The following is a 14,579-nucleotide window of genomic DNA, read 5'->3' as shown; positions in this document are numbered from 1 at the left end:
GGCCCGCGTGGGGCGTTCTCCTCGGTGCCGGTGCGGCGGCCACATCCAGCGGGCGCGGTAGTGGAGCGGCCGGTGGAGGTGGTCAGGGAGTGAGCCCGCCGGCCCCGCGGTGGCGCGTCTCGTGGAGGTGGTCGGTGAGTGAGCCCGCCGGTGGTGCCGCGTGAGTGACCTGGCGGAGCTGGCGGCGCGGCTGTGCGAGCGGTTGCGGTCGGCAGGCCTGGCGGTCGGCGCGGATCGGGCCGCCCGCTTCGCCCGGGCGGTGATGCTCGTGTCGCCGCAGCGCACGCGCGAGCTGTACCTGTGCGCGCTGGCAACCCTCACCTCGTCCCCGGCCGACGAGCAAATCCTGGCCCGGGTGTTCGCCACCGTCTTCCCCCTGCCCGAGGCCGGCGCCGGCGGGGCCTTCAGCGCTGGGGAATCGACGGGGCCGTCGCGGGAGGTGCGGGCGCCCACCGCGGGCAGCGCGGTGGACCGGCTGGCGACCCGCGACTTCGGCACGCTCGAACCCGCGGAGCTGGCGCAGCTGCGGGCCGCGATGAGCGAGTTCCGGCTGGCGACCCCGCTGCGGCGGTCGCGGCGGAAGCGGGTTTCGCCCGGCGGGCGGCGCGCCGACCTGCGGGAGACGTTGCGCGTGGCGCGCCGCACCGGGGGCGAGCCGGTCCGGTTGCGGCGCTGGGTGTCGCGCGAGAAGCCGCGGAAGCTGGTCGTGCTGTGCGACATCTCGGGGTCGATGGAGCCCTACGCGCAGGCCTTGCTGCAGCTGCTGGTGTGCGCCGCGGGTGGCGCGCGGGCCGAGGTGTTCACGTTCGCGACCCGTCTCACGCGGCTGACCCGGGTGCTGCAGCGGACGCCCTCGGCGGCGCTGGCCGACGCCGGGCGGGAGGCGCCGGACTGGTCGGGCGGCACGAAGATCGGTGATTCACTCGGCGAGTTCCTGGATACCCATGGCGTGCGCGGGATGGCGCGCGGAGCGGTGGTGGTCGTCCTGTCCGACGGATGGGAGACCGGCAGCCCCGAGCGGCTGGGCCGCGAAATGGCCCGGTTGTCGCGGCTCGCGTACCGGATCGTGTGGGCCAACCCGCGCACGGCCAGCCCGCGGTTCCGGCCGTCGACCGGCGGGATGGCGGCGGCGTGGCCGTACTGCGACGCCGTCGTCAGCGCCCACCGGCTGGATGCGATCGAAGATCTGCTGACCGCCATCGGCGGTTACTCCGGGCGGGATTAGGGTAGCCTAAGCGCAGACGCTGAACGGGAGTGAGGAGCGGCGTATGGCAGGCAAGTCCCGGCCGGCGGTCCGGCTGCGGGTGCTGCGCACCCAGCGGCTGACACCGCACATGATCCGCATCGTCGCCGGTGGGCCAGGGCTGGCCGACTTCCAGCCGAACGAGTTCGCCGACGCGTATGTGAAGATGCTGTTCCCGCAGGAGGGTGTGGAGTACCCGACGCCGTTCGACATGGGCGTCATCCGCGCCGAGATGCCACGCGAGCAGTGGCCGGTGATGCGGACCTACACCGTGCGCTACTACGACCCGCGCGCCGGCGAGCTGGCGCTGGACTTCGTGCACCACGGCGACCAGGGGCTCGGCGGCCCGTGGGCGGCGGCCGCCCAGCCGGGGGACGAGCTGCTGCTGGCCGGCCCCGGTGGCGCCTACGCCCCCGGCGAGGAGGCCGACTGGCACCTGCTGGTCGGCGACGAGAGCGCCCTGCCCGCGATCGCGGTGGCGCTGGAGATGATGCCGGCCGGCGTGCCGGTGCGGGTGTTCGTCGAGGTGGCGGACCCGGCGGAGGAACAGCCACTCGCCACCAAGGGGGACGCGCAGATCCAGTGGCTGCACCGTTCCGCCGGGGACGACCTGGTGGCCGCCGTGCGCGCGCTGGAGTTCCTGCCGGGCACGGTGCAGGCCTTCGTCCACGGCGAGGCCGGTTTCGTCCGGGAGCTGCGCCGGTACCTGCTCGGCGAGCGCGGGATGCGCAAGGACCTGCTGTCGATCTCGGGCTACTGGCGCCGGGGCAAGACGGACGAGGAGTGGCGGGCGGAGAAGGCCGCGGAGCGCGCCGCCGAGGAGGCCGCCGGCCGTTCGTGACGGTCAGCGGCGGGCGCTGGTGGCGGGCTGCACCGGCCGTTCGTGGCGAATTGCGGCGGCCGCTCGTGACGGCCTGCGGCGGCCGTTCGTGGAGGGCTGTGATGGCTGCTCGTGATGGGCTGCGCCGACCGTTCGTGAGGGGCTGCGCCCGGCGCTTGTGGCGAGCTGTGCCGACCGTTCGCGATGGCTGTGCCTGCCGTTCGTGGCGGATAGCGCCGGCCGCTTGTGGCGGGGTTGCGGCGGCTGCTTGTGGCGGGCTGCGCTTGCCGTTCGTGATGGCTGTGCCTGCCGTTCATGGCGGGCTGCGCCTGCCGCTAGTGGCGGGGCTGCGGCGGCCGCTCGTGACGGGCTGCGCGGGCCGGTTACGCCGGGTGGTTGCGAGGCCGGCCGGCCCGTCGGCTATTCTCTCTTCCGGCGCCGGAACCCGGCGCCACACGCGGACGTAGCGCAGCTGGTAGCGCATCACCTTGCCAAGGTGAGGGTCGCGGGTTCGAATCCCGTCGTCCGCTCCACGCGCGATTAGCTCAGCGGGAGAGCGCTACCTTGACACGGTAGAGGTCACTGGTTCAATCCCAGTATCGCGCACCACAGTCCCTTGTGGACATCGGCTTTCCGGGAACGGCTGCCACGCTTGAGCGCGGCAGCCGTTCTCGTTTCGGGGGGCACGGACGCCGCGGTGAAGCGCACCGGCAGCCCTGCCGGGTCCTCGGCGCGGGAAGCAGTGGGACTTTCTCCGACGCCATCGCCAGGGTCACCCTGTGCAGCCGGCACAGAGCCGTGCCCACCGCGATTCGATCATCTGTCCGGTCCGGCGGGCCGGAAGCGTGTGCGGCCCGGTCACTGCAGGCCCACGGCCTCGCCGGTGCCAGGCGCTGCCGGGCCGCGTCACTTCGGCGCCGAAACCGTCCTGAAGCCGCGGTGAAACCGGCCGCCCGCACGCTGCGGTCATGGAACAGGACGAACTCACCTCGCTGCCCACCGCCCGTGCCACCGGCTGCCCCTTCGATCCGCCCGCCGAACTGGGCGAGATCCGGGCGCGGCGGCCCCTCGTGCGCATGTCATACCCCGACGGGCACCGCGGCTGGCTGGTCACCGGCCACGCCCAGGCCCGCGCCGTGCTCGGCGACTCGCGGTTCACCTCGCGGTACGAGCTCATGCACTACCCGCTGCCCGGCCTGGACGGCGACATCCCGCCGGCACCGGTCGGCGATCTCACCGGCATCGACGCGCCCGAGCACACCCGCTACCGCAAGCTGCTCGCCGGGAAGTTCACCGTCCGCCGGATGCGTCAGCTCACCGACCGGGTCGAAGAAGTCACCGCCGAGCACCTGGATGCCATGGCACAGCACGGGCCCTCAGTGGACCTGGTCCAGGCCTACGCGCGCCCAGTGCCCGCAGTGATGATCTGCGAGCTGCTCGGCGTGCCCTACGCCGACCGCGAGTTCTTCCACACCCAGGTGACGGCGCTGATGGCCCCGAAGAGCACGCCGGAGGAGCAGTTCGCCGCGTACGGCGCGCTGCAGGACTACCTGCGTGACCTGGTGCGGGACAAGCGCACCGAGCCCACCGACGACGTGCTCGGCGACCTCACCACGACTGACCTGAGCGACGAGGAACTGTCCGGCATCGGCACGTTCCTGCTGGGCGCCGGCCTGGACACCACTGCCAACATGATCGCGCTGGGCGCCTTCGCGCTGCTGCGCCACCCGGACCAGCTCGCCGTGCTCCGCGACGACCCGGCCCTGGCGGACAGCGCGGTCGAAGAGCTGCTCCGTTACCTGACCATCGCCCACACCGGTGTCCGCGCCGCGCTGGAGGACGTCGAGCTGGACGGCCAGGTGATCCGGGCCGGCGAGACGGTGACCATCGCCGCGAACGCCGCCAACCGCGACCCGGAGCGGTTCCCGGAGCCGGACACGCTCGACCTGCGCCGGCATGCCGCCGGGCACTTGGCTTTCGGCCACGGCATCCACCAGTGCCTGGGACAGCAGCTGGCCCGCGTCGAAATGCGCGTCGCCATCCCCGCGCTCTTCGCCCGCTTCCCGACGCTGCGCCTGGCCGTCCCGGCCGACGAGGTGCCGCTGCGGCACGACATGAACATCTACGGCGTGCACCGGCTGCCGGTCAGCTGGGATTGATCAGTGGCACAGTGACGGATGCGTAGCCGAGTGGGCGCCAGGTATTCAGCGCGAGCGTGGTGGTGTTGAGCTCGAGGGTGGCGTTTCCATGGGCACGGCGCTGGCGAGCATCGTCGCGGGCGGGCGGGGTGTTTCATCGGCCTCCTCAGAAGACAGTGCCCGCGTCCTGGGCGACGATCTCGTCCAGGGCTCGTTCGGCGACGGCGGCGATGGTCATGGACGGGTTGCACGCCGCGGTGTTGCCCGGCATCAGGGCGCCGTCGAGCACGTAGAGTCCGCGGTGGCCCATCACGCGGCCGGCGAGGTCGCAGACCGTGCCCATCGACGCGCCACCGAGGGGGTGCCACGTGCTCGGCACGAGCGTCGTGGTGTTGAGCTTGACCGCGGTGGCTCCGCCGATGTCGGTGATCCGCTCGTGGATGCGCTGCGCCACCTTGGCGTCCGCGTGGCCCGGCCACTGCAGCACCGCGTCGTCCTTGGCCGGGTCGTAGACGAAGTGGCCGCGCCCCGCGCTCACGCCATAACCGACGAGCATCGTGGTGCGCAGGTTCGGCAGCGGCGGGATGGACGCCTGGATGACCGTGTTGGCCAGTGCCGGGTCGTCCCACTCCTTGCTGCCGTAGATGACCGGACCGCCCTGCGGGGAGCCGAAGTCGTCGGCGAGGCTGGTCCACGTGTAGATCTGGTCGCCGTTGGAGCCCCAGTTGGTGCCGAGGCCGTCCGGCAGGTCCGGGATCCCGCCGGTGGCCCCCGCGCGCATCAGCAGCTTGGTGGTGTTCGCCGTGCCGGCCGCCATCACGAGCGCGTTCGCGGTGAGGACCTTCTTCTCGAGCACCACGCCGCCCGTGTTGATCCGGTCGACGTGGATCAGCCAGCGCCCGTCGGGAGCCATCGCCACATCTGTGACGTTGTGCAGGGTCGCGACGGTGCAGCGGCCGGTGGCCTCGGCCGCCGCGAGGTAGGTGACGTCGACCGAGTGCTTGCCGCCATTGTTGACGCCGAACGCGCAGTCGCCGTTGGTGTAGGACGGTTTCATCTCGCCCTTCAGCTCGCGGAGGGCGTAGCTCCAGTCGATCGGCATCGGGATCTTCTCGACCGAGTGGCCCGCCACCCGGGCGTTGCGGGCGAAGATCCGCGCCGCCGCGTAGGTCGGGCTGGCGATCAGCTCGTCCGGTGCGGTGGCGATGCGCAGCATGCTCGCCACCCGCGGGTAGTACACCTGGGCCATGCGCGCGTAGTCGAGCTGCTCGGGGAAGTTGGCGTTGAACACCTCCTCCGTCGGCTGGAGCGTCATGCCCTGGTAGACCAGTGATCCACCGCCGACGCCGGCCGCGCACATGATGTCCATGCCGTTGCCCGGCACGCGTTCCAGCAGTCCGGTGTAGCGCTCGAACGGGAACGACACGAGCCCGAACAGGTTGGGCTCGGAGCCGAGCCAGAAGATCCGCTTGTCCGGCGCGGTCGGGTGGGGGAAGGTCTCGGCGTTCGGTCCGGTTGGCCAGCGGATGCCGCGTTCGAGGACGTGCACGGGCACCCCGGCCTGCGCCAGCCGCAGGGCGGTCACGCCGCCGCCGAAGCCGGAGCCGATGACCACCACCCGGTGCTCCTCGCGGGTGACCGGCACGCGGCTCGCGGACGCGGCGCTCGGCAGGAGGGTCAGGCCCGTGGCGGCGGCCGCCCCCTTGATCACGGTGCGGCGGCTCAGAGCGGGCATGGGTCCTCCGTTGCGGTCGGTGCGGGTTCGGTGACGGGCGGGAGTTTAGGGAGGTGAACCGAGACATGGAACGATTTGCGGATCTCACTACTCGCCAGTAGCATCCGGCTGATGCGAGGTCGCCGGAGTTGAGCCCGCACCGCAGCGACGCCCTGCGCAACCGCGAGACGATCCTGCGCGTGGCCGACGAGGCGTTCGCGGAGGGCGTGGACGTCGTCCCGCTCGCGGAGATCGCCCGCCGGGCGCGCCTGGGCCGCGCGACGGTCTACCGGCACTTCCCCGACCGCCGCGCGCTCGGCTTGGCGGTCGCGGCGCAGCAACTGCGGGCGCTGCGCCGGATGGTGAAGCAGCAGGAGGCCGCGCCCCGTCCGTTCCGCGAACTGCTGGCGATGGTGCTGGCCATGCAGGTGTCCCGGCGTCCGCTGGTCCGCCTGTTCCGGGAGCTGCCGGTGCGCTACCAGCAGCAGAAGGCGGACGCGTTGATCACGATCCTGACCCCGGCTTTCCGGCGCGCGCAAGCCGATGGGCAGCTGCGCGCGGACGTGCAGCCGACGGACCTGTTGCTGGTGTTCGAAATGGTGGAAGCGGCGGTCGCGGCGGGATCGGCCGCTGTGCACGGGGACGGCGCCGTGCGGCGGGTGGTGGATGTCGTGCTGGATGGGTTCTTCGCGGTGGCGCCGGTGCGTTGAGCGGCGCAGGTCGCACGCCGTTGCCAAGATCGCCGGTGCGGCACGGAATGATCGTGGACTGCTGCGAGGCCATGGTCTTCCTTCTGTCCTTTGTGGCTTCGGTTCCGCTGATCAGTTTAGGAGGGCGCAAACCGTCGCACATCTACCGAAAGACAGATCTTTGCGGCTCTTACCGCACCACGCCGCGCACCCCTTCCGGCCACTCCAGCGGCACTCCGAGCTTCGCCAGGCGGGCCTGGAAGTCCGCCAGCAGACCGGGCTGCGCGCGCACCGCCCGCGGAGGCACTCCGTTCTCCAGCGCGAACGCCGCCAGCGCCCCGGCCGCCTCGCCGGTGTTCCACTCCACCGGGTGCAGCCGGTAGCACCCGTTCGTCACGTGCGTCACCCCGAGGCACTTTCCACCCGCCAGGAGGTTTTCCACCCGCACCGGCAGCAGCGCGCCGAGCGGGATCTGGAACGGGTGGCAGGCGATGTCGAGGTACCCGCGGCCCCCGGTGCTCGGGTGCAGGTCGATCCGGTAGCAACCGATCCCCACGCTGTCGGCGAACTGCTCGGCCTGCCCGATCCCGGCACGCGCCTCCACGCCGACGTGCTGCTCCAGCACCGTGAACTCGGCCCGGATGCGGCGGCTCTCCCGGACGTACGGGGCGAGCGCCAACCCATCCGCGGTGCCCAGCGGCTCCCCGGCCAGGCGCAGCCCGGGATACCCCGCCTCGGTCTGCAGCCAGTGCACGAACGACAACGTCAGCGACCGCGCCTGCGCCAGCCGCGCCGCCCGCTCCTCCGGCGCCACCCCGGTCACCGGCGCCAGCCAGTAGTCGATCTGCGGCCAGTTCACCAGCGTCACGTCCGGCCGCGGCGGGTCCCACAACCGTCCACTCCGGATCCGCCGGAACCGCCACAGGTCCTGTCCCTCGCCGAACAACGGGCGGCTCAACGGCTCGCCCGTCTCCGGCTCCTGCGTTGCCCACCCCAGCTGCGGGCCGGGCCAGAACGGCGCCCGGTAACCGCGCCAGAAGTCGTAGTCGTCGGGGCGCGGCACGACGTGCGAGCCGTCCGGGTCCCACTCCAGCGCGGCGCACCAGGTGAGCGCCTGCTGGTCGAACGGATCGGCCGGCCCGTCCAGCGCGTGCGGCTCGCCCGTCTCGTCCGCGCTCTCCGACCCGAGCACGTGCTCACACCCCGCCAGCGGCAGGACATCGCCCTCTTCGGTCGCGTCGATCACGTACGACGCGCTCAGCGACACCACACCCTCCGGCGACGCGAACTCCACCGCGTCCACCCGGTCGCCCGTCGTCACCGCGCCGACCGGCGTGTGGTGGCACCGGATCTCCAGGTTCCCCGCGCGCACCAGCGGCGCGAGCAGCTCGTCCAGCACCTCGCCCACGACCACCGGCTCCGCGCACAGCGCGCTCACCCAGCCCTCGCCCGGGTTCAGCTCCCGCACCGCGCGCGCCTCGGCGCCCAGCCGGGGGTCCGCCCGGTACCGGTCCCGCACCCGGGACCGCATCAGCCGGTACGACTGGGTGGCCCCGAACGTCTCCACCCACGCGTTCTCGTCAGGCGGCACCGCCTGCGTGGTCAGCTGGCCGCCGAGCCGCCCGGTCGCCTCGGTCAGCACCACCCGCCTGCCGAGCATCGCCGCCGCCAGGGCCGCGGCCACCCCGCCGCAACCGCCACCGACGACCAGCACCTCGCAGTCGGAACGCATTGCCCTCCCTCTCACTTCACGCCCGTCTGGGCGAGGCTTTCGGTGATCTGCCGCCGCGCCACCAGGTAGGCGATCACCAGCGGCACGGTCGAGATCGCCGTCGCCGCCATCTGCGGCCCCCACAACGGGTTTCCGCTGGTGTCGGTGAGCGCGGTCAGCGCGAGCGGCACCGTGTACAGCTCGCTGCGGTTGACGAACACCAGTGGTTCCAGGAACGAGTTCCAGCTGTACAGGAACGCGATGATGCCGATCGTGCCGAGCATCGGGCGGGTCAGCGGCAGGATCAGGTGCCAGAGGATCCGCGCCCGGCCCATCCCGTCGATCATCGCCGCCTCCTCCAGCTCGACCGGGACCGACTGGATGAACTGGCGCATCAGGAAGATCCCGGTCACCCCGGTCGCGCCGAACACCGGCAGCGCCAGCAGCGGCACGTGCGTGTCGGCCAGCCCGAGGTCCTTCATCAGGGTGAAGTTCGGGATCAGCGTGACCTCGACCGGCAGCATCAGCGCGCTCAGGAACAGGAAGAAGATCACGTTGCGGCCGGGGAAGCGCAGCCGCGCGAAGGCGTAGCCGGACAGCAGCGACAGCGCGCACGTGAACAACGCGACCAGCACGGCGATGTACAGGCTGTTGTAGATCTGCCGGGCGAACGGCTGGAACGCGAAGACGTCCCGGATGTTGTCCAGCGTGATGTCGCGAGGGATGAGCTGCGGCGGCGACGCGAGCACGTCCCCGGGCGGCTTCAGCGCGCTGGTGATCATCCACAGGAACGGGAACACCAGCGGCACGCACAGCACCACGAGGAAGGCGTACCGCAGTACCCGGCTACTCACTGTGCACCCACTTCCTGCGCGCCCACCACTGCGCCGCCACCAGGAGCAGCGTCAGTCCGAAGAGGACGACGGCGATCGCGCTCGCGTAACCGGTCCGGAACAGCTGGAACGCCTGCTCGTACAGGTAGTAGGCGAGCACCGACGTCGCGTGCGCCGGCCCGCCGTGCGTCATCAGCTGGATGTAGTCGAACACCTGGAACGACCCGATGAACGTGATCAGCACGACCACCAGCGTGGTGGGCGCGATCAGCGGCACCACGATGTGCCTGGTCACCCGCCACTCGCTCGCGCCGTCCAGCCGTGCCGCCTCCAAGGTCTCCGACGGCATGTTGCGCAGGGCGGCGAGGAAGATCACGGCCTTCAGCCCGACCGTCTTCAGCGCCGCCACCACGGTCACCGCCACCAGCGACGGCTGGGCCTCGAACAGCCAGTTCGGGCCGGTGATGCCGAAGACCGAGAGGAACTCGTTGACCCCGCCGCCCTTGCCCTGCAACAGGAACCGCCACACCAGCGCCCACGCCGCCTGCGAGGTGATGACGGACAGGAAGGCGAGCGTGAGGAACACCTCGGCTCCCGGCGGGCGCCGGTGGAGCACGAGCGCGAGGCCGAGCGACAACCCCACGTTGATCACCACGAGCCCGAGCGCGAACACCCCGGTGACCGCCAGCGAGTGCCAGAACGTGGCGTCCCCGGTGAGCAGTTCCCGGTAGTTCTCCCAGCCTGCTGGTTTCGACACGCCCGAACGCAGGTCCGTGTGGGTGAACGACAGGACCACGACGGACACCAGCGGGACCAGCACGAACAGCGTGAACCCGATCATCTGCGGGGTGATGAGCAGGTAACCGGTCAGCGTCTCGCGGACGCGTCGCCGTGCGACCACGATCCCTCCCTAACTCTTCTCGCGCAGCAGCGGGCCGACCTCGCCGCACAGCTCGGACAGCGCCTGAGGCACGTTCGCGCCTGGTGACCACAGCTCGTCGAACACCGGCTGCGCCGCGGTCTTGATCTCCGGCCACGTCGGCGGGTACTGGAACGCCTGCCCCTCGGTGATGCCGGGCACGAGGATGCTCGTGATCGCGTCCGGCGGCAGTGCGCTCCCGGCGTAGACCTGCGTGGCGTCGGCGAGCACGGACTGGCGCGGCGGCGGGAAGAACCGGGCGAGCTCACGCATCGAGCGTTCGCTGGTGAGGAACTTGAGGAACTCGATCGCCAGGTCCCGGTGCGGCGCCTGCTGGAACACCACCAGCCCGGCCTGCCCGGTCACCTGTGGCTGACCACCGGGGCCGGCGGGGAGCGGGGCGAAGCCGTACTGGAACTTCGCGCCCTTCAGCTGGGACAGCCGGGAGAGCTGGGTGATCGTCAGTGCCGCGTTCCCGGCGTAGAAGTCCGCCTGCGCGCCGGGCGGCACCGCAGTGCTGTCGGTGAACGCCATGCGGTGCAGGGTGTCGATGGCCCGCACGGCTTCCGGCGAGTCCATTGTGCACTGATCGCCCGAAGAGAAGCGCGCGCCGTAAGCCCGTAGCAGCGGGTCCAGCGTCGGCCACGACACCGGCAGCGGCCCGTACAAGCTGCCTTCGTTGCTCTGGAACACATAGCTGCCGCCCGGCAACGTCGGCTGCAGCTCGCGCGCGAGGGCGGCCAGCCGGTCCCACGTCCACTCGCCACGCGCGGCCAGCTCGGCGGGTTCGGGCAGACCTGCGCGGGCGAAGAAGTCCCGGTTGTAGACCACGAAGAACGGGCTGGTGGAGAACGGCACCCCGTACACCGCGTCGCCGTTCCGCCAGTTCGTGAACGCGCTCGGCACGAAGTCGCCCAGCCGGTAGGCGGGGTCGGCGCGCAGGGCGGGCCCGACGTCGGCGAGCACCTCGGTGGCGGCCATGCCGACCGCGTCCGGCGCGCCGAGCCAGCCCAGGTCCGGCGGGTCGCCACCGGCCAGCCGGACGGACACCTTCGTCGTGTAGTCGGCCTGCGGCACCGTCTGGATCCGCACCGGCGTACCGCCGTGCTGGGCCGAGAACTCCCCGGCGAGCCGGTTGAGCAGGCCGAGCTGCTCCTGGTTGGACGTCCAGACCGTCATGGTGACGGTGTCGGCGCCGGCTCGGTCGCCGATCCCGCAGGCCGCGGTCAACGCGACCGCGGACACGGCGAACAGGCGCCCCCATCGCTTTCTCATGCAACCTCTCCGTTGGGGTCGGCAGTGTCAGGCGCGGGTGAGCGTGGTCCCCTCGCGCTGCGGGCAGTCGACGGTGCTGATCGCAGTGCCGCCACCGTCCAGCGCGGCGAGCAGTTGTTCGAGCGCGCGGCGGCCGACCAGCCGGCCGGGGATGCCGTAGCCGGACCAGAAGTCGTCTTCGCTCTCCTCGGAGATCCCGGCGACCGCGATCGGCAGGTCCGCGGCCACCGCGCGCACCGCCTCGGCGTAGCCGACGTTCTCCGCGACCACGACGGTGACCCCGCTTTCGCGCAGTTCCCGCACGAAGGCGGGGGAGATCTCGTCGAGCTTCGGGAAGGACTCCGACACCGTGAGGTCGCCGTCGCGCAGTCCGGCGAGCCGGTCGGCGGTGGCGGGCAGACCGAAATTCGCGCCCACGTAAAGGATTTCCCGGTGCCCGAGCGCGGCGATCCGGCCGGCCAGCACCCGCCCCGCGCCCCGGTAGTCCGGCGACACGTTGGGCACCTCGCGCCCGTCGTCGAGGAACCGCCGCCCGATGAACACGAACGGGTACTCCTCGGCGACCAGCTGCTCCAGGTCGGCGGGGATCTCGTCCCGCCCGAGCAGCACGGCGCCGTCCACCAGGCGGAGCTTGTTCTCGCCGCCGGCGTAGATGCTGCGCACCGGCCCGGACATCGCGGCGCTGGTGAACAGCAGCAGGTCGTTCCCGGACTCCTCGGCGGCTTCCTCGATGCCCAGCAGGAACGGGTGGTAGAGGCTGCGCTGCGCGGTGCCGAACACGCGCTCGTAGGTGAAGATCCCGAGCAGCTGGCTGCGCCCCTTGGCCAGGCGCCGCGCGAGCGGATCGGCGCGGTAGCCCATCTCCCTGGCGATGGCGAGCACCCGCTGCCGGGTCTCCTCCGGGATCGTCGTCGCCTTGTCGCGCAGGATCAGCGACACCGCCGCCTGGGTGACCCCGGCGCGGCGCGCGATGTCCGCCTGTGAGACACGGCGTGGCCTGCCTTGGCCAGTTATGCGCATAACTAAACGATGTCAGCCGCAGATCTGGTCTGTCAAGCCCGGCTGGAGTAGAACGAGATCATGGCGACGGAGCTGAAGGTGGACACCGACCCCGCCGAGGTGGGGTTCGACGCGCGGCGGCTGGACCGGATCGACGGGCACTTCGCCAGGTACGTCGACGACGGGTTGCTCCCCGGGTACCTGGCCGTGGTCGCGCGGCGGGGCAAGATCGCCTACGTCGCCCGGCGCGGGCACCGGGACGTCGAAGCGGGCCTTCCGGTCGAAGTGGACACCCGCTGGCGCATCTTCTCGATGACCAAGCCGGTCACGTCCGTCGCCGCGATGGTGCTCTACGAGGAGGGCGCCTTCGAACTCACCGATCCGATCGCCCGCTGGCTGCCCGAGTTCGCCGAGCCGCGGGTGTACGTCAAGGGCTCCGCGCTCAAACCTTTCACCGAACCGGCCACCGAGCCGATCCGCGTGTGGCACCTGCTCACCCACACCGCCGGGCTCACCTACGGCTTCCACCACGCGCACCCGGTCGACGCGATCTACCGCGCCAACGGCTTCGAGTGGGGGACCCCGCCCGGCGCCGACCTGGCCGAGTGCACGCGGCGGTGGGCTGAGCTGCCGCTGGTCTTCCAGCCCGGTGCGGAGTGGAACTACTCGGTCGCCACCGACGTCCTCGGCCGGCTCGTCGAGGTGGTGTCCGGGCAGCCGCTCGACGAGTTCTTCGCACAGCGCGTCTTCGAGCCCCTCGGCATGGGCAACACCGGTTTCGCCACCGATTCCACGGACAAGTTCGCCGCGCTGTACGTGCCGGATCCCGGTACCGGCAAGGCTGTCCGCAACGACTCGTTCGGGCGGTCCGGGCTGGAGAAGGCCGCCTGTCTGTCGGGCGGTGGCGGGCTCGTGTCCACGGCCGCCGACTACCACCGGTTCACCCAGTTCCTGCTGAACCGCGGTGAACTCGACGGCGTCCGGCTGCTCGGCCCGCGCACCGTCGACCTGATGACGAGCAACCACCTGCCCGGCGGTGTGGACCTGGAGGCCTACGGCAGGCCGCTGTTCGCCGAAATGCCGTTCCACGGCTTCGGGTTCGGGCTCGGGTTCTCCGTCCTGACCGACCGGGTGAAGGCGAAAACCCTGTCCAGCGAGGGCGAGTTCGCCTGGGGCGGCGCGGCGAGCACCGCGTTCTGGGTCGATCCGGCCGCGGAGATCACCGCGTTGTTCTTCACGCAGCTGCTGCCGTCCAGCACCCACCCGATCCGGCAGCACCTGCGGCAGCTGGTGTATCAGGCGGTCGTCGACTGACGGTGCAGCCGCCGCAGCGCCAGCGCGAGCTGCAGGCGCAGGCGACCGGACGGATCGTGCACCGACCAGCCCAGCAGGGTTTCCGCGTGGGCCAGCCGGTCCTGCAACGTCGAGTGGTGCACGGTGAGTGCGGCGGCCGCCGCGCGCAGGCTGGCGCTGGTGGCCACGGCGTCGAGCGTGGCGAGCATCCACGGCGCCGAGGCGGCCGCACGCTCCAGGGACCGCACGTCCGGCACCGGTTCGCTACCTGGCCCGACCGCCTCGGCGAGCACCGCCAGCCCGCCCAGTTCGTCCGCGCGGACCACCCGCGGCCCCGGGTCCTCGGTGGTGCCCTCGGCGGTGAACCGCACCGCCGTCCTGGCCGCGGCCAGTGACGACGGCAGGTCGAGCACGGGCACCAGGGGACCGATGCCCGCGCGCGCCCCGGCAGGCGGAGTGATCATCACCCCGGCCGTGCCGTCCGCGTAGGCGATGGCTCGTGCGGTCGCCCCCAACCCCAGCCGCCGCGCCGCCTTCTCCCTGGCCTGCGGGGACGCGGTGCCGTCCAGCACGACCTCGACGGGCTCCGGCACCCGGTCCCGCTCCAGCACGAGCCGGATCGCGGCGGCAGCGCGTTCGAGGACCATCGCGTCCACCGCCGAGGGCGGGCCCGGCCGCTCCAGCCACAGCCCGTCCACACCGGGCCAAGCCGGATCGACCGGGGTGTCCAGGTCCGAGCGCCGCCCGTCGGCCGAGACCCGGACCCGCTTGCCGGGCACCTCCAGCCGGGCGGCGCAGCCGGCGAGGGTGGCCGCCCCGCGGACCAGCGCTTCCAGCCCGGCGTGCCCGTCGACGAGGCGGTCGAAGTAGGCGATCACCTTGACCGCGGCGCCCGCCTCCGGGTCGAGCGCGGCCAGCCGCCCTGCCAGCTCTCTCACCGGTCCA

12 protein-coding genes and 2 tRNA genes are annotated in these 14,579 nt (G+C 71.9%); 7 read left to right on the top strand and 7 right to left on the bottom strand.

Translation table 11 applies throughout. From position 1 onward, the window contains the following. Positions 1 to 160 precede the first annotated feature (160 nt). The 5 genes from ABZ193_RS03095 to ABZ193_RS03075 all read left to right on the top strand — a co-directional run bounded on the left by ABZ193_RS03095 (position 161) and on the right by ABZ193_RS03075 (position 4,222). Positions 161 to 1,225, top strand: a complete 1,065-nt coding sequence (locus ABZ193_RS03095) for a VWA domain-containing protein (protein ID WP_354708670.1) — start codon at positions 161 to 163, stop codon at positions 1,223 to 1,225. 43 nt (positions 1,226 to 1,268) lie between these two features. Continuing rightward, complete coding sequence (locus ABZ193_RS03090; protein WP_237337320.1) at positions 1,269 to 2,084, top strand: siderophore-interacting protein; 816 nt, start codon at positions 1,269 to 1,271, stop codon at positions 2,082 to 2,084. 436 nt (positions 2,085 to 2,520) lie between these two features. Beyond that, positions 2,521 to 2,596, top strand: a tRNA-Gly gene (locus ABZ193_RS03085). Position 2,597: 1 nt separating this feature from the next. Next, positions 2,598 to 2,672: transfer RNA gene (locus tag ABZ193_RS03080), tRNA-Val, on the top strand. Between the two features lie 359 nt (positions 2,673 to 3,031). After that, the gene (locus tag ABZ193_RS03075) at positions 3,032 to 4,222 is read left to right on the top strand and encodes a cytochrome P450 (RefSeq protein ID WP_020416585.1); all 1,191 of its coding nucleotides are present in this window, start codon (positions 3,032 to 3,034) and stop codon (positions 4,220 to 4,222) included. Positions 4,223 to 4,367: 145 nt separating this feature from the next. Here ABZ193_RS03075 and ABZ193_RS03070 read toward each other — a convergent pair whose 3' ends face one another. Beyond that, complete coding sequence (locus ABZ193_RS03070) at positions 4,368 to 5,936, bottom strand: GMC oxidoreductase (protein ID WP_020416586.1); 1,569 nt, start codon at positions 5,934 to 5,936, stop codon at positions 4,368 to 4,370. A gap of 128 nt (positions 5,937 to 6,064) precedes the next feature. Between ABZ193_RS03070 and ABZ193_RS03065 the strand changes: the two genes are divergently transcribed. After that, on the top strand, positions 6,065 to 6,625 hold the full coding sequence (locus ABZ193_RS03065) for a TetR/AcrR family transcriptional regulator (protein ID WP_020416587.1): 561 nt from the start codon (positions 6,065 to 6,067) through the stop codon (positions 6,623 to 6,625). A 169-nt stretch (positions 6,626 to 6,794) separates the two neighbouring features. Here ABZ193_RS03065 and ABZ193_RS03060 read toward each other — a convergent pair whose 3' ends face one another. From ABZ193_RS03060 to ABZ193_RS03040, 5 genes are read right to left on the bottom strand one after another with little or no spacing between them, the layout of a single operon-like run. Continuing rightward, on the bottom strand, positions 6,795 to 8,336 hold the full coding sequence (locus ABZ193_RS03060) for an FAD-dependent oxidoreductase (RefSeq protein ID WP_020416588.1): 1,542 nt from the start codon (positions 8,334 to 8,336) through the stop codon (positions 6,795 to 6,797). Positions 8,337 to 8,347: 11 nt separating this feature from the next. Further along, on the bottom strand, positions 8,348 to 9,169 hold the full coding sequence (locus tag ABZ193_RS03055) for a carbohydrate ABC transporter permease (RefSeq protein ID WP_020416589.1): 822 nt from the start codon (positions 9,167 to 9,169) through the stop codon (positions 8,348 to 8,350). Beyond that, on the bottom strand, positions 9,162 to 10,049 hold the full coding sequence (locus ABZ193_RS03050; protein WP_354708667.1) for a sugar ABC transporter permease: 888 nt from the start codon (positions 10,047 to 10,049) through the stop codon (positions 9,162 to 9,164). Before ABZ193_RS03050 ends, ABZ193_RS03055 begins: the two co-directional genes overlap by 8 nt. Before the next feature lie 9 nt (positions 10,050 to 10,058). Next, positions 10,059 to 11,342, bottom strand: a complete 1,284-nt coding sequence (locus ABZ193_RS03045) for a sugar ABC transporter substrate-binding protein (RefSeq protein WP_063710134.1) — start codon at positions 11,340 to 11,342, stop codon at positions 10,059 to 10,061. A gap of 27 nt (positions 11,343 to 11,369) precedes the next feature. Beyond that, entirely contained in the window at positions 11,370 to 12,362 is a 993-nt protein-coding gene (locus ABZ193_RS03040; RefSeq protein ID WP_354708665.1) for a LacI family DNA-binding transcriptional regulator, read from the bottom strand. 60 nt (positions 12,363 to 12,422) lie between these two features. Here ABZ193_RS03040 and ABZ193_RS03035 point away from each other — a divergent pair, with 60 nt between their 5' ends. Next, positions 12,423 to 13,655, top strand: a complete 1,233-nt coding sequence (locus ABZ193_RS03035) for a serine hydrolase domain-containing protein (RefSeq protein WP_020416593.1) — start codon at positions 12,423 to 12,425, stop codon at positions 13,653 to 13,655. On the opposite strand, the gene ABZ193_RS03030 is transcribed toward ABZ193_RS03035, so the two are convergent. Beyond that, positions 13,637 to 14,572, bottom strand: a complete 936-nt coding sequence (locus ABZ193_RS03030; protein WP_020416594.1) for a helix-turn-helix domain-containing protein — start codon at positions 14,570 to 14,572, stop codon at positions 13,637 to 13,639. The genes ABZ193_RS03035 and ABZ193_RS03030 overlap by 19 nt on opposite strands. Positions 14,573 to 14,579 lie beyond the last annotated feature (7 nt).

Source organism: Amycolatopsis sp. NPDC006125, from assembly GCF_040614195.1.
Taxonomy (GTDB): Bacteria; Actinomycetota; Actinomycetes; order Mycobacteriales; family Pseudonocardiaceae; genus Amycolatopsis_E; species Amycolatopsis_E tucumanensis.
The sequence above is the reverse complement of the archived record's forward strand: the minus strand, read 5'-3'. Positions and strand labels throughout refer to the sequence as shown.